Origin of the sequence: Streptococcus atopicus (assembly GCF_049166725.1) — a bacterium.
Taxonomy (GTDB): domain Bacteria; phylum Bacillota; class Bacilli; order Lactobacillales; family Streptococcaceae; genus Streptococcus; species Streptococcus hominis.
The window spans coordinates 90,055-108,536 of sequence record NZ_JBMHFC010000006.1; the positions used below are offsets into that span (position 1 = coordinate 90,055).

Sequence of the window (18,482 nt, forward strand, 5' to 3'; positions counted from 1 at the left end):
CTTACACATCCTCCATATCAAATGCATGTAGTTTCTTGAACGCAATCATGGAGATTGAAATCACGATAAGAGAAATGATAAGTGTTACCGCAGCAGCCATTGAGTATTGAGGAGCTGCACCTGTCGTTAAACGATAAATCCATGAAATGAGGATGTCGGTTGAACCTGCACCACCACCAACTGTACCAGGACCGCCATCATTGAAGAGGTACATGATAGAGAAGTTGTTGAAGTTGAAAGTATACTGACTGATGAGTGTAGGGGCAGCAACTGCTAAAATCATTGGGAAAGTGATATTGCGGAATTTTTGCCATGCATTTGCACCATCAATGTAAGCTGCTTCGTAAAGATCGTTTGGAATGGATTGCAAGATACCAAGTGTCAATACATAGATGTAAGGGAATCCAAGCCAACCTTGCATCATAATTAGAGCAATTTTAGTCCATGTTGGATCTGTTTTCCAAGGAATCAAATGTCCATTTAAGAATGGCAAAACTTTACCAAGAAGCGGAATGACTTGGGTATTGATCGCACCGATACTATCGTTGAACATGTTACTGAAAGTTAAGATAGTGATAAATGCTGGGACAGCCCAAGGCAGTAGGAAGATAACGCCGAAAATGCGTTTTCCTTTAATAAATGGTTGGTTTGCAATAATAGCGGTAAAAATACCAATAACGATTTGGACAGTTGAGGCAGTCAGTGCCCAGATAATAGTCCAACCAAGAACGGCTCCAAAAGCAGAACGGAAAGTGCTAAGTCGCCAAATATTAGTGAAGTTTGTCATGCCAACCCAATCCAAGAGCTTGGTTGGAGGCAAATGTTGGAAATCATAGTTTGTAAAGGCGATTAAAAGAGTGACCAATACAGGGAAAATGATAGCAAAAGTCATTGCAATATATGAAGGAATAATCAATAGGTAAGGAAAACCATTAGCGTAAATTCCTTTTAACATATCTTTGAAAGTCGTAGGAACTGGATAATCATTATTCCAACGTTTCGCAATAGTATAAGCATCTTTTAGATTGAGAGCATAAAAGATGAAATAAACAATGACAAGAATAAAGTGGAATGCACCACGAATCAGCATGAAAAGAGAGTTATCGCGTCCAGGCACCTCACCGAGAGTAATTAAGTTTCCTAACTCAGGAGCAGCAATGGCGAAAAAGTAAATCAAAAATAAGATGGTAACTCCTAAAAAGATAGCCCCTTTTGCTTTTTGTTTATTATAAATTTGCCCAAGTCCTGGGATGAGGGAGAGCAGCAATGCTTTACGTGGCTGTTGTTGTGTAGTCATCAGAGTCTCCTTTTTCTAAAATATAGAACTCGACTGGTGCTGCCAATCGAGTTCTATCCTACCTCAATCTGTTTTATTTTTTACCAAATTTTTGATTGATAGTATCTTTAATCAATTTAACGGCATCATTTACAGCGGTTTTAGTATCTTTTTTACCACTTACAGCATCAAAGAGCATACTTGCTGCTGGATCCCATACAGTACTCATTTCAGAGATATTTGGCATAGGTTGAGCAGATTGGAATTGTTTAATAACAGCTGAAGTTAATTCATCATTCTTTCCTTCAGCGTATTTACGAGCCTCTGTGTTTGCAGGTACTTCGTTTGTAGCATCATAGAAAGCTTTTTGTTGTTCAGTCGAAGTCAAGAAATTAACAAATTTTTGAGCTGCTTTGGCATTTTTAGATCCTGCAGGGATGACCCAAGCTTTACCTCCACCAAAGGCTTCATAGTTTTTGCCATTTGGAAGTGTAGGAATAGTGGCAACACCATAGTTCACTTTAGCTTCTTTAAATGATGCAGCTTTCCAAGGGCCTTCAATGATAGCAGCTGTTTTACCTGATTGGAATTGAGTTTGAATTAAGTTTGCGGCACCTTTAGTATCTTGCATTCCTTTTGGCCATTTTGCATACCAAGTTTTAGCGTATTCAACACCTTTGATAGAACCGTCATTTGCAAGTCCAATGTCTTTAGGATCGGTACCGTTCTTACCAAAGACGTATCCACCATTACCAGCTAACAGACCGTAAGTATAGTAGAAGTTTGTCCAGTCAGCAAGGAAAGCAGTTGTTTTGCCTGATTCGTTTTCAAAATTGTACTTACTGTCTTTTGCAAGTTCTTCTAATTCAGCAAATGTTGTTGGAGCTTTAGAGATAAGGTCTTTGTTATAATACATTACCAAAGTTTCGATAACAGCAGGAGCACCATAAGTTTTACCTTTAGTTGTCACAAGTGCTTTAGTTGTATCATCAGTCATTGAACCTTTGTCAAGTTTCACTTCTGAAAGTTGACCGTCAGTACCGAGACTACCTACGCGGTCATATGGAGACATCATAACGTCTGGAGCCTTGCCAGATTGGTTGTCAAGTGAAAGATTTTCAAGACCTTTAAGTTGGTCACCTGTCTTAATAGTAACTTTTGTACCAGTTTCTTTTTCAAAAGCAGCAGCAGCTTTCTTCATGTAGCCTTCGTATTGTTTTTCTACGTAGGCTGTAATGTTCTTGCCATCGCTAGAAGAAGAATTACTTGTTTTACTTCCGCAAGCTACCAAAAGCAAGCTAGCCAACCCTACAGTTCCAAGAACTGCAGCACTTTTCAACATTTTACGTTTCATGATTTATTCCTCCTAAAGAATAAAATAATAAGATAACAATTTAAAATAGTTTACGCAAACGTTTTCTTAAACTATACTTAGTATACCACAAACAGAAAACGTTTGCAACACTTTTTTTAAAAATCTTGAAAATTTTTTATTTTCCACTCCAAAAATCTTGATAAAATATAGAAGAAAATGATTCAATTGTCCAAAATATTTTAAAAATTTACAAAAAAACTAGAAAAATGGTTGCACACAGACCGGAATTAAGTTATAATCAAATCAACGCAAACGTTTTCGTTAAATGAATTCAAAATTTAACAGAAAAATTTATTGAGGTGATAAGATGAAAGAGCGTCAAAGTGGTGTTCTCATGCATATTTCTTCTCTTCCAGGGAAATACGGAATCGGCTCATTTGGGAAAAGTGCTTACGATTTTGTGGATTTCTTGGTAAGAACAAAGCAACGCTACTGGCAAATTTTGCCTTTGGGCACGACCAGTTATGGAGATTCTCCTTACCAATCATTCTCTGCATTTGCGGGAAATACACATTTTATTGATTTTGACCGACTGATTGAAGAGGGGCTACTTACTGAAAGTGATATTGATGGTTTAGACTTTGGACAAGATCCAAGAAAAGTAGATTATGCGAAAGTTTTCAACAATCGTAGACCGGTTTTAGAAAAAGCTGTGAAACGTTTCTTAGAACGCGGAGATTTAGCGGCTTATGAAAAATTTGTAGCAGATAATGCGTCTTGGCTTGAAGTATTTGTTGAATACATGGCGATTAAAGAGCATTTCGACTTGAAAGCTTGGACGGAATGGCCAGATGCAGCGGTACGTCATCGTGAAGCGTCTAGCTTGGCAACTTATCGCGAAAAGCTAGCTGATCGATTGACCTATCATCGTGTTACGCAATATCTCTTCTTCAAACAATGGTTAGAATTGAAAAATTATGCTAACGAACATCATATTGAAATCGTTGGCGATATGCCAATCTATGTGGCAGCTGATAGCTGTGATGTTTGGGCGCAACCGCATTTCTTTAAAACAGATGAATTAGGACAGCCTACATGTGTAGCAGGATGTCCGCCAGATGAATTCTCTGCGACCGGTCAACTTTGGGGAAACCCAATTTATGACTGGAAGGCAATGGATGAAGATGGGTATAGCTGGTGGATTGAACGCTTACGTGAGAGTTTCAAAATCTACGATGTGGTTCGTATCGATCATTTTCGTGGTTTTGAATCTTATTGGGAAATCCCTGCTGGATCCGATACAGCCGCTCCTGGTAAATGGGTGAAAGGTCCTGATTATGCTTTGTTTAAAGCTGTGAAGGAAGAATTGGGTGAACTAAACATCATCGCCGAGGACTTAGGCTTTATGACCGACGAAGTGATTGCTTTGCGGGAAAAAACAGGCTTCCCTGGTATGAAAGTCACTCAATTCGCCTTTAATCCAGAGTCTGAAAGTATTGATAGTCCACATCTTGCGCCTAACAATTCTGTCATGTACACAGGTACGCATGATAATAACACGGTACTTGGTTGGTATCGCGATGAAATTGATGATGCCACACGTGAATATATGGCTCAATATACTAATCGTAAAGAATATGAAACAGTACCTCATGCTATGCTACGGACTATCTTTGCTTCTGTCAGCTTTATGGCAATTGCAACCATGCAAGATTTGCTTGAACTAGACGGCTCAGCTCGCATGAACTATCCATCAAGCATTGGTGGCAATTGGTCATGGCGTATGACAGCAGATGAATTGGACCCTGTGATTGAAGCAGAGTTATATAGCTTGACGAAAACATATCGTCGTTTAAATAAAAAATTATTAAAGAAAGAGAATGAATTGTAACGTTCTTTTCTAAGTAGGAGAAAAAATGTCAAATTTACAAGAATTTATCCAACAAACTTATCAAAAAGAAATTGCTGAATGCAGCAATGAAGAATTGTATATTGCCCTTTTAAACTATACAAAATTGGCTAGTGCACAAAAGCCAGTTAATACTGGTAAAAAGAAATTGTATTACATTTCAGCAGAATTTTTGATTGGAAAACTGTTGTCAAACAACCTCATCAACCTTGGCCTTTATGATGATGTCAAAAAAGAATTAGCAGACGCTGGTAAAGACTTGATTGAAGTGGAAGAAGTCGAATTAGAACCTTCACTTGGTAATGGTGGTTTAGGACGTCTGGCTGCTTGCTTCCTTGATTCTATTGCAACACTTGGTTTGAATGGAGACGGTGTAGGTCTGAACTATCACTTTGGTCTTTTCCAACAAGTATTGAAAAATAATGAGCAAACAACAGTACCAAACTTCTGGTTGACAGAGCAAAATTGGTTAGTAAAATCAAGCCGTAGCTATCAAGTACCATTTGCTGATTTCACTTTAACATCAACTCTTTATGACATTGATGTGCCTGGTTATAAAACAGCTACTAAAAACCGTCTTCGTCTGTTCGACCTTGACTCAGTAGATGCAAGTATCATTGAAGATGGGATTGACTTTGATAAGACAGATATTGCTCGTAATTTGACTCTATTCCTTTATCCAGATGATAGTAATAAGCAAGGTGAATTGCTCCGTATCTTCCAACAATACTTTATGGTGTCAAATGGTGCACAATTGATTATTGATGAAGCGATTGAAAAAGGTAGCAATCTTCATGACTTGGCTGACTATGCTGTTATCCAAATCAACGATACACACCCATCTATGGTCATTCCAGAGATGATTCGTCTTTTGACAGAACGTGGTATTTCTCTTGATGAAGCAATCAATATCGTTAAGAATATGACGGCTTATACAAACCATACCATTCTTGCTGAAGCGCTTGAAAAATGGCCGCTTGAATTCTTGGAAGAAGTTGTTCCACACTTGGTTCCAATTATCAAAGAATTGGATAAGCGCGTGAAGGCTGAATACGCAGATCCAGCTGTTCAAATTATTGATGAACATGATCGTGTACACATGGCTCACATGGACATTCACTATGGATATAGTGTCAATGGGGTTGCTGCTCTTCATACAGAAATCTTGAAAAACTCAGAACTCAAGCCCTTTTACGACATTTATCCAGAAAAATTCAACAATAAAACAAACGGAATCACCTTCCGTCGCTGGCTTATGCACGCAAATCCACGTTTGTCAAATTACATTGATAGCTTGATTGGTCGCGATTGGCACCATGATGCTTCAAAATTAGAAGACTTACTTGAATTTTCTGGTAAGGCTGATGTGAAAGCTGAACTTGAAAAAATCAAAGCTCACAACAAACGGAAGTTAGCTCGTCACTTGAAAGAGCACCAAGGTGTTGAAATCAATCCTGAATCAATCTTTGATATCCAAATCAAACGTCTTCACGAGTACAAACGCCAACAAATGAATGCTCTTTATGTCATTCACAAATACTTGGACATCAAGGCTGGAAACATTCCTGCGCGTCCAATTACAGTCTTCTTTGGTGGGAAAGCTGCTCCAGCATATACGATTGCGCAAGATATTATTCATTTAATCCTTTGCTTGTCAGAAGTAATTGCTAACGACCCAGAAGTTTCTCCATACTTGCAAGTCGTCATGGTTGAAAACTACAATGTAACAGCAGCTAGCTTCTTAATTGCAGCCGGTGACATTTCTGAGCAAATCTCCCTTGCTTCTAAAGAAGCTTCAGGTACTGGTAACATGAAATTCATGCTAAATGGTGCTTTAACGCTTGGTACTTCAGACGGTGCAAATGTTGAAATTCATGAATTAGTCGGCGATGACAACATTTATATCTTCGGTGAAGATTCTGAAACAGTTATTGATTTGTATGCCAAAGAAGCTTATAAGTCAAGTGAATTCTATGCTCGTAAAGCAATCAAACCGCTGGTTGATTTCATTGTCAGTGATGCCGTTCTTGCAGTTGGTAAGAAAGAGCGATTGGAACGACTTTACAATGAATTGATCAACAAAGACTGGTTCATGACGCTTCTTGACTTGGAAGATTATATCGAAACAAAAGAACGCATGTTTGCGGATTATGAAGACCGTGACGTCTGGCTTGAAAAAGTTCTTGTCAATATTGCAAAAGCAGGCTTCTTCTCTGCTGACCGTACGATTGCTCAATATAACGATGAAATTTGGCATTTGAACTAGTTCAATAGCAAATAGGCCCCTTGATTGATAGTTGAGGGGCTTTTGTTTGAAAAAAGTAATTGACACTAGTGAAACTTTTGTTGCCATTTTTGACTGCTTACGTTATAATAAATAAAACTGAAAACTTTTTCACAACGAGGAGGATTATTGTGAAAAAACGACCAATTTATCTATATGTCTTGCTGACACTATCAGCCATTCTATCATCTTTTACATTTGTAGGAACCTTTTTTGGCAGTGAAAAAATAACGAATACAAGTTCTTATAAAGGACTGTCTGAAACGGTTGTGAAGCAAATCGTGGAAGTAACTGAAAGAAGTCTTGTCTTTCTTCATAATATTCCGCATAAAATATTAGTTGTCCTTTCAATTTTATTGTTGATTGCTGCTATTGTGTTTATCGTCAAGAAAAACATTTTATACGCTAATTTTGCCTATATTGCTTATGTGTTATTAGGAATTATTGGGACAATTTACAATTATATCGGTGGTATGCCACTCAACAATCTTTATAAAGATCAAACGATGCGTGCCACAGCAATCTCATCGACAAGAGTTTTGACCATTATTTATTTTGCATTTAATATTCTTTTCCTTGTTATTGTCTTTTTCAAGATGAAACGGCAGCAACAAGACTTAGCAAAAGAAGAATTACAATAGTTGACAAAACATATCTATCAGCTTAAAATTTTAAGAGAATGATAGATGTGTTTTATTTTTAGAAAGTGAGAAAATATGAAGATTTCCTTAGTTTATATTAGCTTAAGTGGCAACACAGCGAGTTTTATCAAACGTTTGTCTGCTTTTTTGCAAGAGCGACATGAAAATGTTGAGATTGAGCAGGTGGATATAAAAGATATGGTGAAAGAGGAGCGACCATTTTACGCCATGTCTCAGCCCTTTGTAGCCTTTTTGCCAACCTACTTAGAAGGTGGGAATGGTTTGGATAATGGAGATGTGGAGATTCTTACCAATGATTTAGGTGACTTTATTGCTTTTGAAGAGAATTACAAGCGCTGTTTTGGCATTGTTGGTAGTGGTAATCGTAATTTTAACAACCAATATTGTTTAACAGCTAAGCAATATGCAGAGCGATTTGGCTTTCCAGTCTTGGACACATTTGAACTTCGTGGCTTGAATGAAGATGTCAAACGAGTTGGTCTGAAAATTGAAGAATTATACGGAATGTAATAAAAAATCCTATCGTTGTAAATACCGATAGGATTTTTTGATAGGGTTAGAAAATTACATTTTTTCTGGAGCATCAACGCCGAGAAGACGAAGAGATTCTTTTAGAACAACAGCTGTTGCGTAGCTGAGAGCCAGACGGCTGTCACGTTCAGGGCTTTCGTCCAAGATACGAGTGTGTGCGTAGAATTTGTTAAATGCTTGTGCAAGACTGATCGCATATTTTGCAATGAGTGATGGGTCATAATTGTCAGCTGCACGTTTGATAACACGGGCAAAATCTTGCAGCAGTTTAATGATTTCCCAACTTTCAGCATCATCTAGGCTGTATGTTGATTCAGCGCTTGGCTTGAAGTCAGCCTTGCGAAGGATTGATTGGATACGTGCATAAGCGTACTGGATATATGGTCCTGTTTCTCCTTCAAAAGATACCATGGCCTCCAAATCAAAGTCGTAACCGTTGCGGCGGTCTGTTTTTAAATCGTAGAATTTAACAGCTCCTACTCCGACAGCACGAGCAACGGCTTCTTTGTTTTCAAGGTCAGGATTTTTGGCTTCAATTTGTGACTGAGCACGATTGATAGCTTCTTGAAGAGTTGGTTCAAGAAGGATGATATTTCCTTTACGTGTAGACAATTTTTGGCGGTTCTTTGTTACCAAGCCAAAGTCTACATGAATCATATCATCGCTCCAGTCAAATCCCATCTTCTTCAAAACGGCTTTTAATTGTCTGAAGTGATTAGCTTGTTCTTGACCTACAGCATAAATGTTTTTAACGAAGTTGTAAGTGCGAGCACGGTACATAGCTGTCGCAATATCACGTGTAATGTAAAGTGTTGCTCCGTCAGATTTCTTAATCATAGCTGGTGGCAGATTGACATCATCAAGGTTGACAATGCTAGCCCCCTTAGACTCTTCCAACAATCCTTTTTCTTCAAGGATTTTGATGCCTTCGTCCATCTTGTCATTATAGAAGGCTTCACCAGCTAGACTATCGAATTCAACGCCAAGCAATTTGTAGATACGGTTAAATTCTTTCAGGCTTTCGTCGCGGAACCATTGCCATAATTCAGTAGCTTCAGGATCACCGTCTTCTAGTTTTTTGAACCAGAGGCGACCTTCGTCATCAAGCTCAGGATCTGTTTCGATTTCCGCATTGATACGAACGTACAGTTTCAGTAATTCATCAATTGGATTTGCTTCGACGGCTTCTTTGCTGCCCCATTTTTTATAAGCCACCATTAAAAGACCGAATTGTTTTCCCCAGTCACCTAAGTGATTGATTTTAATGGTGTTATAGCCCAATTTACGGAAAATATTAGAAAGGGCATCACCGATAACAGTTGAGCGCAAATGACCAACTGAAAATGGTTTTGCAATGTTTGGGCTGGAGAGGTCAATGGTGATGTTTTCTCCATTTCCTTCATTTTGCTGACCATAGTTATTTCCTTCTTTTACAATTTCTTTGATAACTTGAGCTGAAATTTTTGATTTATCAAGGAAGAAATTAACATAAGGACCAGTTGCCACTACTTTTTCAAAGTTTGTTGAGTCAATTTTTTCTGCAATATCTGCTGCAATCGCTTGAGGCGCTTTTCGTTCTACTTTCGCTAAAGAAAAGGCAGGAAAAGCAATATCACCTAAATCTGAGCTTTTGGGTTTTTCTAGTAAATTTAAAATAGCGTCTTGGTCTAAGCTGTCAATGACCTTAGCCAATTCACTTGCAATCAATTGTTTATTATCCATGGTTTCTCCTTTGGTCTTTTACTAGTATTTTAACATATTTTTTGACGAATCTTCAATTTTTTTGGTATAATTTTGAGTATAAATATACATTATTGAGGATAAAATGAAAAAGAGTGAACGTCATAAACTAATTAAGCGAATGATTAAGGAAGAAAAACTGAGTACACAAAAAGATATTCAGGATCGTTTAAAGGCACAAGGCATCATTGTAACACAGACAACCCTCTCTCGGGACTTACGTGAAATTGGATTGACGAAAGCCAAGAAAAACAATGAAGTTTATTATGTTTTAGCAGATGAAACAAATAAAATCGATTTGGTTGAGTTCTTGTCTTATCATGTAGAGGGCGTTTCTCGGGCGGAATTTTCCTTGGTTCTTCATACTCGCTTAGGGGATGCTTCTATTCTGGCTAACTTTGTGGATGAAAATAAAGGTGAGCTAATTTTAGGAACGGTAGCAGGGGCTAACACGCTCTTAGTTATCTGTCGTGATACAGCAGCTGCAAAACAAATGGAAGAGCAGCTCCTTGAGAAAATGGATTAAGAGAATGAATGATGAGGCTGGGACAAAGAGCTCAGCTTCCTTTGTTTATGTAGTCAACAAGACGCAGTAGCTGATTGCTCAACAGTCTCCCAGACTGTTGAGCAACCCTGCGGAGGTGAGACTACGAACTGAAAATTTTCAAGATGATTTCTATCCCACTCTTATCACTATTAACCAACAGAAAGGATGAGAATGACAAAAGAAAAACTATCTCCAGGAATGCAACAGTATTTAGATATAAAAAAAGATTATCCAGATGCTTTTTTGTTGTTTCGCATGGGAGATTTTTATGAATTATTCTATGATGATGCGACCAATGCGGCACAGATTTTAGAGATTGCTCTGACTAGTCGCAATAAAAACTCGGAAAATCCAATCCCAATGGCAGGAGTTCCTTACCATTCAGTGCAGCAATACATTGATGTTTTAATTGAAGCAGGCTATAAAGTTGCGATTGCAGAGCAAATGGAAGATCCTAAAAAAGCGGTTGGAGTAGTCAAACGCGAAGTAGTACAGGTGATTACGCCGGGGACAGTAGTTGATTCTTCAAAACCAGACAGTCAGAATAACTTTTTAGTGGCTTTGGATAAGCTGTCAGGTATATATGGACTGGCTTATATGGATGTGGGAACGGGTGAATTTCAGGTCACAAGTCTTAGTGACTTTAACATGGTCTGTGGAGAAATCCGGAACTTGCGAGCGCGTGAAGTGGTCTTAGGGTATGAATTGCCTGAAATGGAGCGCCAAGTATTGGAGACTCAAATGACTCTCCTTTTATCGCAAGTAGAAACTACATTTGATGATGTTCAGCTACTAGGAAAGGACTTGTCACCGCTAGAGCACCAAGTAGCTGGAAAGTTATTACAGTATGTTCATAAAACGCAGCTACGTGAGCTTAGTCATTTGAAACAAGTTCAGCATTATGAAATCAAAGATTTCTTGCAGATGGACTACTCAACTATGGCAAGTCTGGATTTAACAGAGAATGCTCGAACAGGAAAGAAGCACGGGAGCCTTTATTGGCTGATGGATGAGACTAAGACAGCTATGGGAACACGATTGTTGAGAGCGTGGATTCAACGTCCGTTGATTGATAAAGAGCGAATCGTCAAGCGGCAGGATGTAGTGCAAGTCTTTTTAGATCATTTCTTTGAGCGCAGTGACTTATCAGACACTCTCAAAGGAGTGTATGATATTGAGCGTTTAGCCAGTCGGGTTTCGTTTGGCAAGACCAATCCAAAAGATTTATTACAACTTGCTGCGACATTGAGTCATGTACCACAAATTAAGGGAATCTTAAAAGGAATTGACAGCCCAGTTTTGGAAGATTTGATTGCCAAATTGGATGAAATTCCTGAATTGGCAAACTTGATTCAGTTGGCAATTTCGCAGGATGCTCCAAATGTCATTACAGAGGGTAATATTATTAAAACAGGTTTTGATGAAACCTTGGACAAGTATCGAGTGGTCATGCGAGATGGAACGAGCTGGATTGCAGATATTGAGGCGAAAGAAAGAGAAGCTAGTGGAATTAACAACCTGAAGATTGATTACAATAAAAAAGATGGTTATTATTTCCATGTCACCAATTCTCAGCTTGAACATGTTCCCAGTCATTTTTTCCGCAAGGCAACTTTGAAAAATTCGGAGCGTTTTGGTACGGAAGAACTGGCTCGTATTGAAGGTGAGATGTTGGAAGCGCGTGAAAAATCAGCTAATTTGGAATACGAGATTTTTATGCGCATTCGTGAGGAAGCTGGTAAATATATCAAACGCCTGCAATCCTTGGCGCAAAATCTGGCAACGGTTGATGTGCTGCAAAGCTTTGCAGCTGTAGCAGAAAAGCAACATTTTGTGAGACCAGAATTTATTGAGCAGCGCTCTATCCAAATTGATAAAGGGCGGCATGCGGTCGTAGAAAAAGTTATGGGTGCACAAACCTATATTCCTAATAGCATTTCAATGGATGAGAATGTTAATGTTCAGCTAATTACAGGCCCAAATATGAGTGGGAAGTCAACTTATATGCGGCAGTTAGCGATTATTGTGATTATGGCTCAAATGGGCTCTTATGTTTCAGCCGAAAGTGCCCAATTGCCGATTTTTGATGCAATCTTTACTCGAATTGGTGCAGCTGATGACTTGGTTTCTGGACAATCAACCTTTATGGTTGAAATGATGGAAGCAAACCATGCTATTTCTCAAGCGACAGAAAATTCACTTATTCTTTTTGATGAGTTAGGAAGAGGAACAGCGACCTATGATGGCATGGCGCTTGCTCAAGCTATTATTGAGTATATTCACAATCGGACAGGAGCCAAGATACTTTTTGCGACTCACTATCACGAGTTGACAGAACTGTCAACTAGCTTGACACAACTAGAAAATGTCCATGTAGCAACCCTAGAAAAAGATGGTCAAGTAACATTTCTTCATAAGATTGAGGTTGGACCTGCTGATAAATCTTATGGGATTCATGTAGCAAAAATTGCAGGTTTGCCAAATGATTTGTTGACAAGAGCGGATCAAATATTGACACGATTAGAAAGCCAAGCAAATGAGAAGTCATCTTTTGGCATCTCTAATACATTGCCTGCGGATGCTCGTGAAAAAAATCAAGTGGCTGAGCAGATGTCTTTATTTACAGAAACAACTGAATCACCTATTTTAGACGAGTTGCGCCAGTTGGACATTTATAATATGACCCCAATGGAAGTGATGTTGGCTGTGGCAGAGATAAAGAAGAAACTTTAAAATGTTGAAGCTATAGTGGATGTGACTGGCTAACAGCTTAATTTGCTGAAATGTCATACCAGAATTGCAGCTAGGGTCTAATCTTCAAACCACAACAATTTAGTAAGCTATGATCGTTTTCTATCAATCTGCATTCTAAGTTGGGTTCAAATAACCGCCGTGAGTTTTTTCACAGCGGTTATTTCTTGCTATTTGCTTTGTTTGTTTAAGTGATGATTGATTTTCTCAATTTTCTTTTTAGTCAGATAAGACAGGATTGTCCAAAGGATGAGATAAACAACAGTAAATTCCAAAATTAACTGTAAGATGAAAATGGGTTCACTTGGAAACCAGCCGGCTAATAGAGCTAGAGGGATAAACCCTAAAATCATAAGCCCATAATGACAGATTGTTGCTTTGAGAATGCTCCAATCTTTTTTGAAAAGCTCTTTCCCTAAGCTAAAGAGCAAGCCGATTAGACACCATATCGCTGCGCAATAGAGAACGACTAAGGCGCCGTGAATATGATGCTGTTCCATCCAAAGACCAACTGCTGAATAAGGGTTGAGCGGATGATAGACAGGTGCAAAAAAGTAAGAAAAGATGACGGATAGGAGAAGCCCGATAACAATACCTCCTAGAGCATCTCTGAATAATGTTTTTTTCATAGCTGTAATTTCTCCTTTATAGCTTTGAGATAACGGCGAGATGAATACGTTATCAGACCGTTTTTCATTGCAATCTGAATCAGACCGCTGCCAGTCAATTTCAGATGATCAATCTGTTTGATATTGATGATTTCAGATTGGGAAATCTGTAGAAAATCAGTGGGAAGCAATTCCAAAACTTGATAAAGCGGAAGCCCTAAGAGATAATTGCCTGTCGCTGTTTCAGCCCAAACTTGGCGGTTTTCAATATAAACCCGCTGAATTTCAGCAGTATCTAATAGGTAAATCTCTTCCTCTTTTTTGGCTCGAATAACTTTGTTTTTACCGAGTTGTTGAGCAAATTTCATCAATTGCTGAATGGCATCTGACAAAGCCGGTGCTTCGATAATGACTTTTTCCTCTGAAAACTTTTCGTCAATATACAATTGCACTTTCATAAACATCCCTTCTTTCCAGATGTTGGTTTGTTGCTGATTTTCGTTCATACCAAGAGGTCACTAACTACCTCCTTCTTCCTAAATCTATTAAACATTATTTCGACTAGGAAAACAAGGACTTTTACCTAAGTGGTTGCTTTGCTTGTCTATTTGGTTCTTTCTAGTAAACGATGTGTGTCCCCCTCACACCGGACTTCTGATAGAAAAACAGCTTTATGTTATAATGATAGCTAGAATACTTACGGAGAAAACTATGTCAAAAATTATAGAACTACCAGAAAATCTTGCTAATCAGATTGCAGCAGGTGAGGTCATTGAGCGTCCTAGTAGTGTGGTCAAGGAGTTGATAGAAAACTCCATTGATGCTGGTGCCACTCAGATTATAGTTGAGATTGAAGAAGCAGGGCTCAAGAGTATTCAAGTCATCGATAATGGTGAAGGAATTGAGCATGAGGAGGTTTCCTTGGCTTTGCGGCGGCATGCTACTAGTAAAATCAAGAAACAAGCCGACCTTTTTCGAATTCGGACATTGGGCTTTCGCGGTGAAGCGCTTCCGTCGATTGCTTCTGTTTCACGCTTGACAATTGAAACTGCGACAAATGGTGGAACACATGGAACGCTTCTGATTGCGCAAGGTGGAGAAATTGAAACTATAGAACCAAGTAGCTGTCCTAGAGGCACCAAAATCAAGGTGGAAGATCTCTTTTTCAACACACCTGCTCGCTTAAAATATATGAAAAGTCAACAAGCAGAACTGTCTCACATTGTAGATGTAATGAACCGTTTGAGTCTAGCACATCCAGAGGTCGCTTTTATCTTGCTCAATGATGGTAAAGAGTTGACTCGGACGGCAGGAACAGGAAATTTGCGTCAAGCAATTGCTGGTATCTATGGATTAACAACAGCAAAAAAAATGATTGAAATTTCAGCATCTGATTTGGATTTTGAAGTATCAGGCTATATTAGTTTGCCAGAATTAACAAGGGCTAATCGGAATTACATCACCATTCTCATCAATGGTCGCTACATCAAGAATTTCCTGCTCAATCGAGCTATTTTAGATGGATATGGTAGCAAGCTCATGGTGGGACGTTTTCCGATTGCTGTGATTGATATTCGGATTGACCCATATCTTGCTGATGTCAATGTTCATCCGACCAAGCAAGAAGTGCGGATTTCAAAAGAGAGAGAACTGATGGCCTTGATTTCGCAAGCCATTTCTGCGAGTTTAAAAGAGCAGGATTTGATTCCGGACGCTTTGGAAAATTTAGCAAAATCAACCATTAACCGAGCAAATAAACCTGAGCAGACGAGTCTCCCACTCAAAGCAAACCGACTCTATTACGATAAAGAAAGAAATGACTTCTTTGTGAAACCACAAGTGTCAGAAGCCCAACCTTCTTTTGAGGAATCTGACCGATTAGACCAACAATCTGCTGATACAGCTGAACTCAATTCAAAAGCTGCTTCTGTCAAATTTGCAGAAAGGCAATCTCCTTCTTACAATCAACTAGATCATCCAGAGCTGGATCAGGCGAGCTTAGAGAGAGCTTTAGATAAGCTAGATGGAGAAGAAACTTCAACGTTTCCAGAATTGGAATATTTCGGGCAAATGCATGGCACCTACCTTTTTGCTCAAGGAAACGGTGGTCTCTATATCATTGACCAGCATGCGGCTCAAGAGCGAGTGAAGTACGAATATTACCGTGAAAAAATCGGAGATGTAGATGCTAGTCAGCAGCAGATTCTGGTTCCCTATATCTTTGAATTTCCAGCCGATGATATGCTACGTCTGAAACAACGTATGTCTCTTTTGGAAGAAGCTGGTGTTTTCCTTGAAGAATACGGAACTAATCAATTTATTCTTCGTGAACATCCCATTTGGCTTAAGGAAGAGGAGATCGAATCAGGTATTTATGAGATGTGCGATATGCTCCTTCTAACCAAGGAAGTCTCTATCAAGAAATATCGCGCTGAGCTGGCTATTATGATGAGTTGTAAACGCTCTATTAAAGCCAATCACAGTTTGGATGACTATTCAGCACGTGATTTGATTTTTCAGTTATCACAATGCGACAATCCCTACAACTGCCCTCACGGTCGTCCCGTTTTGGTCAACTTCACTAAATCTGATATGGAAAAAATGTTCCGTCGGATTCAGGAAAATCATACCAGTCTGAGAGAATTGGGGAAATACTAAATATCCTGAAAACAGAGAGTTACCATATTCTCTGTTTTTTAGCTTTTTTCTATCCAATGTGAGGTTTTTCCAACAGCTTCAATTTTTTCTAGTTGAAAATATGATATACTAAAAGGGTTGAAAAGGAGAAGTCATGTACGAATATTTTAAAGGAATTTTAAGTAAAATCACAGCCAAATATATTGTAGTGGAGGTGGGGCAAATTGGCTATACCCTGCATGTGGCAAATCCCTATGCCTATTCAGGTCAGGTCAATCAGGAGATTCAAGTTTTTGTTCATCAGGTGGTCAGAGAGGATGCCCAGATCCTCTACGGTTTTCGTACAGAGGATGAAAAGCAGCTTTTTCTCAATTTGATTTCGGTTTCTGGTATTGGACCTGTTTCTGCTCTTGCGATAATCGCTGCCGATGATAATGCCGGTTTGGTGCAGGCTATTGAGCAGAAAAACATCACTTATCTGACAAAATTTCCTAAAATCGGAAAAAAAACAGCCCAGCAGATGGTGCTGGACTTAGAAGGAAAGGTTGTGGCAACAGGTGTTGCTCCTAAGCAAGTTGCTGTTGCAGCTACTAGTGACAATCAAGAATTGGAAGAAGCCATGGAAGCCATGTTGGCTCTGGGCTACAAGGCGGCTGAACTCAAGAAAATTAAGAAATTCTTTGAAGGAACCAATGATACCGCGGAAAACTATATCAAATCCGCTCTTAAGATGCTGGTAAAATAAAGGAGAAAAGATGAAACGATGTAGTTGGGTAAAAAAGAATAATCCTTTATATGTCGCTTATCATGATCTAGAGTGGGGGATTCCTTTGCATGATGAGCGGGCTTTATTTGAGTTGCTCTGCCTAGAGACCTATCAGGCAGGACTGTCTTGGGAGACTATTCTCAATAAACGAGCAGCCTTTCGACAAGCTTTTCATGGCTATGATGTTCATCAGGTGGTAGCCATGACAGACGCGGAGTTAGAAGGTATTTTACAAAATCCTGCCGTCGTACGAAATCGTCGGAAAATCTATGCAACACGTGCCAACGCCCAAGCTTTTCTGAAAATACAGGCAGAATTTGGCAGTTTTGATTATTATCTCTGGTCTTTTGTAGACTTTACACTAATTGACAATCCTGTAAAGGATTACAAGCAGATGCCCTCCAAGACTCCATTGTCTGAAAAACTGGCTAAAGACATGAAGAGACGAGACTTCAAGTTTGTAGGACCAGTTTGTGTCTATTCTTTCCTGCAGGCGGCAGGTCTCGTCAATGACCATGAGGAGACTTGCGATTTTAATCCAGCAAGAAAAACAATCAAACGATGTTAATAGCTTTGCTATCTTTTATGTGAGCAGTCAGTGCAATATTTATTGACCGATACTGTTTTATATTTTTCGTAATATTGCCGTATTTGTGATGATATGACATCACTACAAAACCATGACCAAAGTTCCAATCGTAATCAAAATGCTAGCAATCAAGGATTTCATAGTAAAATCCTCGTGGAGAAAGATAAAAGCAAGAATGAGTGTGAGGACAACACTAAGCTTATCAATAGGAACGACCTTGGAGGCTTCTCCCTCCTGCAATGCTCGGTAATAACAGAGCCAGGAAGCGCCTGTCGCTAATCCAGATAAAATCAAGAAAATCCAACTTTTCTTGCTGATATTAGCAAGACCGAGTTGTCCTTTGGTCAAAAAGACCATACCCCAAGCTATTAAAAAAACGACTACTGTCCGAATAGCTGTCGCTAGATTAGAATTGACACCAGAAATCCCGATTTTGGCTAAGATAGATGTCAGTGCTGCAAATAAAGCAGAGAGAAATGCAAAAACTGCCCACATCATTAAATCATCTTAAATGTTTTGTTTTCTTTATTTTATCACATTTGATTCTATCTAAACATAGTAAAACCAAAGAAACTCATGCAGCAAGAATTATCTGGCTTTTCTTTATATAAAGCCTAGTTTCGTTAAAGCTAATCCTTATTTTTGCAACGCATGGCCCTCATGTGTATAATTGAATAGATTATATTATTGATGTGGCGCAATTATAGTTATAATTAGAAGAAGGCTGGCAATTCCAGACTTTTTCTTTGGGAAATATTCTCTTAGTAAGCCATTTGCGTTTTCATTGCTTCCTCTCTGCCAGGATGAATAGGCATCCGCAAAGAAAAAGGAAATTCCTAAATTCTCTACCAGAGGATAGCAGGCAAA

General features: G+C 38.9%; 15 protein-coding genes and 1 pseudogene. 9 read left to right on the forward strand and 7 right to left on the reverse strand.

The window, feature by feature from the left end:
* Nucleotide 1: 1 nt before the first annotated feature.
* Nucleotides 2–1,297 (reverse strand): sugar ABC transporter permease, encoded by a 1,296-nt coding sequence (locus ACOMA9_RS05665; protein WP_421424858.1) that lies wholly within the window; start codon nucleotides 1,295–1,297, stop codon nucleotides 2–4.
* 73 nt (nucleotides 1,298–1,370) lie between these two features.
* Nucleotides 1,371–2,630 carry an extracellular solute-binding protein gene (locus ACOMA9_RS05670; protein WP_247905386.1) on the reverse strand — a complete coding sequence of 420 codons (1,260 nt, stop codon included), beginning with the start codon at nucleotides 2,628–2,630 and terminating at the stop codon, nucleotides 1,371–1,373.
* Between the two features lie 328 nt (nucleotides 2,631–2,958).
* Between ACOMA9_RS05670 and malQ the strand changes: the two genes are divergently transcribed.
* From malQ to nrdI, 4 genes are all read left to right on the forward strand, one after another.
* Nucleotides 2,959–4,482, forward strand: a complete 1,524-nt coding sequence (gene malQ / locus ACOMA9_RS05675) for a 4-alpha-glucanotransferase (protein WP_421424860.1) — start codon at nucleotides 2,959–2,961, stop codon at nucleotides 4,480–4,482.
* 25 nt (nucleotides 4,483–4,507) lie between these two features.
* Nucleotides 4,508–6,766, forward strand: a complete 2,259-nt coding sequence (gene glgP / locus ACOMA9_RS05680) for a glycogen/starch/alpha-glucan family phosphorylase (RefSeq protein WP_049516937.1) — start codon at nucleotides 4,508–4,510, stop codon at nucleotides 6,764–6,766.
* Between the two features lie 149 nt (nucleotides 6,767–6,915).
* Entirely contained in the window at nucleotides 6,916–7,425 is a 510-nt protein-coding gene (locus tag ACOMA9_RS05685; protein ID WP_003027812.1) for an ABC transporter permease, read from the forward strand.
* A gap of 75 nt (nucleotides 7,426–7,500) precedes the next feature.
* The gene (gene nrdI / locus ACOMA9_RS05690) at nucleotides 7,501–7,956 is read left to right on the forward strand and encodes a class Ib ribonucleoside-diphosphate reductase assembly flavoprotein NrdI (RefSeq protein ID WP_421424863.1); all 456 of its coding nucleotides are present in this window, start codon (nucleotides 7,501–7,503) and stop codon (nucleotides 7,954–7,956) included.
* Nucleotides 7,957–8,010: 54 nt separating this feature from the next.
* Here the strand turns inward: nrdI and argS are convergent, their stop codons facing one another.
* On the reverse strand, nucleotides 8,011–9,699 hold the full coding sequence (gene argS / locus ACOMA9_RS05695) for an arginine--tRNA ligase (RefSeq protein ID WP_195674378.1): 1,689 nt from the start codon (nucleotides 9,697–9,699) through the stop codon (nucleotides 8,011–8,013).
* 103 nt (nucleotides 9,700–9,802) lie between these two features.
* Between argS and argR the strand changes: the two genes are divergently transcribed.
* Both argR and mutS read left to right on the forward strand, forming a co-directional pair.
* A complete protein-coding gene (argR, locus tag ACOMA9_RS05700) occupies nucleotides 9,803–10,243 on the forward strand; it encodes an arginine repressor (RefSeq protein WP_330945158.1) in 441 nt (146 codons plus the stop codon).
* A 192-nt stretch (nucleotides 10,244–10,435) separates the two neighbouring features.
* On the forward strand, nucleotides 10,436–12,997 hold the full coding sequence (gene mutS / locus ACOMA9_RS05705) for a DNA mismatch repair protein MutS (RefSeq protein ID WP_421424866.1): 2,562 nt from the start codon (nucleotides 10,436–10,438) through the stop codon (nucleotides 12,995–12,997).
* Between the two features lie 188 nt (nucleotides 12,998–13,185).
* Here mutS and ACOMA9_RS05710 read toward each other — a convergent pair whose 3' ends face one another.
* Together ACOMA9_RS05710 and ACOMA9_RS05715 are read right to left on the reverse strand one after the other, a co-directional pair.
* On the reverse strand, nucleotides 13,186–13,644 hold the full coding sequence (locus tag ACOMA9_RS05710) for a DUF3021 domain-containing protein (RefSeq protein WP_003038399.1): 459 nt from the start codon (nucleotides 13,642–13,644) through the stop codon (nucleotides 13,186–13,188).
* Nucleotides 13,641–14,081 (reverse strand): LytTR family DNA-binding domain-containing protein, encoded by a 441-nt coding sequence (locus ACOMA9_RS05715; RefSeq protein ID WP_151379815.1) that lies wholly within the window; start codon nucleotides 14,079–14,081, stop codon nucleotides 13,641–13,643. Before ACOMA9_RS05715 ends, ACOMA9_RS05710 begins: the two co-directional genes overlap by 4 nt.
* Before the next feature lie 253 nt (nucleotides 14,082–14,334).
* On the opposite strand from ACOMA9_RS05715, the gene mutL reads away from it, so the two are divergent.
* The 3 genes from mutL to ACOMA9_RS05730 all read left to right on the forward strand — a co-directional run bounded on the left by mutL (nucleotide 14,335) and on the right by ACOMA9_RS05730 (nucleotide 17,594).
* Nucleotides 14,335–16,281 (forward strand): DNA mismatch repair endonuclease MutL, encoded by a 1,947-nt coding sequence (mutL, locus tag ACOMA9_RS05720; RefSeq protein ID WP_330945161.1) that lies wholly within the window; start codon nucleotides 14,335–14,337, stop codon nucleotides 16,279–16,281.
* A 133-nt stretch (nucleotides 16,282–16,414) separates the two neighbouring features.
* Entirely contained in the window at nucleotides 16,415–17,005 is a 591-nt protein-coding gene (ruvA, locus tag ACOMA9_RS05725; protein ID WP_330945162.1) for a Holliday junction branch migration protein RuvA, read from the forward strand.
* Nucleotides 17,006–17,015: 10 nt separating this feature from the next.
* Complete coding sequence (locus ACOMA9_RS05730; protein WP_330945163.1) at nucleotides 17,016–17,594, forward strand: DNA-3-methyladenine glycosylase I; 579 nt, start codon at nucleotides 17,016–17,018, stop codon at nucleotides 17,592–17,594.
* 102 nt (nucleotides 17,595–17,696) lie between these two features.
* On the opposite strand, the gene ACOMA9_RS05735 is transcribed toward ACOMA9_RS05730, so the two are convergent.
* Both ACOMA9_RS05735 and ACOMA9_RS05740 read right to left on the reverse strand, forming a co-directional pair.
* Entirely contained in the window at nucleotides 17,697–18,110 is a 414-nt protein-coding gene (locus ACOMA9_RS05735; RefSeq protein ID WP_330945165.1) for an EamA family transporter, read from the reverse strand.
* A gap of 249 nt (nucleotides 18,111–18,359) precedes the next feature.
* Nucleotides 18,360–18,482: pseudogene (locus ACOMA9_RS05740) on the reverse strand (IS30 family transposase); the annotation flags it as partial.

Bases quoted from the DNA above. Each gene is read 5' to 3' on its own strand.
- ACOMA9_RS05665 (WP_421424858.1), bottom strand. From the start codon at position 1,297: ATGACTACACAACAACAGCCACGTAAAGCATTGCTGCTCTCCCTCATC.
- ACOMA9_RS05670 (WP_247905386.1), bottom strand. From the start codon at position 2,630: ATGAAACGTAAAATGTTGAAAAGTGCTGCAGTTCTTGGAACTGTAGGG.
- malQ (WP_421424860.1), top strand. From the start codon at position 2,959: ATGAAAGAGCGTCAAAGTGGTGTTCTCATGCATATTTCTTCTCTTCCA.
- glgP (WP_049516937.1), top strand. From the start codon at position 4,508: ATGTCAAATTTACAAGAATTTATCCAACAAACTTATCAAAAAGAAATT.
- nrdI (WP_421424863.1), top strand. From the start codon at position 7,501: ATGAAGATTTCCTTAGTTTATATTAGCTTAAGTGGCAACACAGCGAGT.
- argS (WP_195674378.1), bottom strand. From the start codon at position 9,699: ATGGATAATAAACAATTGATTGCAAGTGAATTGGCTAAGGTCATTGAC.
- argR (WP_330945158.1), top strand. From the start codon at position 9,803: ATGAAAAAGAGTGAACGTCATAAACTAATTAAGCGAATGATTAAGGAA.
- mutS (WP_421424866.1), top strand. From the start codon at position 10,436: ATGACAAAAGAAAAACTATCTCCAGGAATGCAACAGTATTTAGATATA.
- ACOMA9_RS05710 (WP_003038399.1), bottom strand. From the start codon at position 13,644: ATGAAAAAAACATTATTCAGAGATGCTCTAGGAGGTATTGTTATCGGG.
- ACOMA9_RS05715 (WP_151379815.1), bottom strand. From the start codon at position 14,081: ATGAAAGTGCAATTGTATATTGACGAAAAGTTTTCAGAGGAAAAAGTC.
- mutL (WP_330945161.1), top strand. From the start codon at position 14,335: ATGTCAAAAATTATAGAACTACCAGAAAATCTTGCTAATCAGATTGCA.
- ruvA (WP_330945162.1), top strand. From the start codon at position 16,415: ATGTACGAATATTTTAAAGGAATTTTAAGTAAAATCACAGCCAAATAT.
- ACOMA9_RS05730 (WP_330945163.1), top strand. From the start codon at position 17,016: ATGAAACGATGTAGTTGGGTAAAAAAGAATAATCCTTTATATGTCGCT.
- ACOMA9_RS05735 (WP_330945165.1), bottom strand. From the start codon at position 18,110: ATGTGGGCAGTTTTTGCATTTCTCTCTGCTTTATTTGCAGCACTGACA.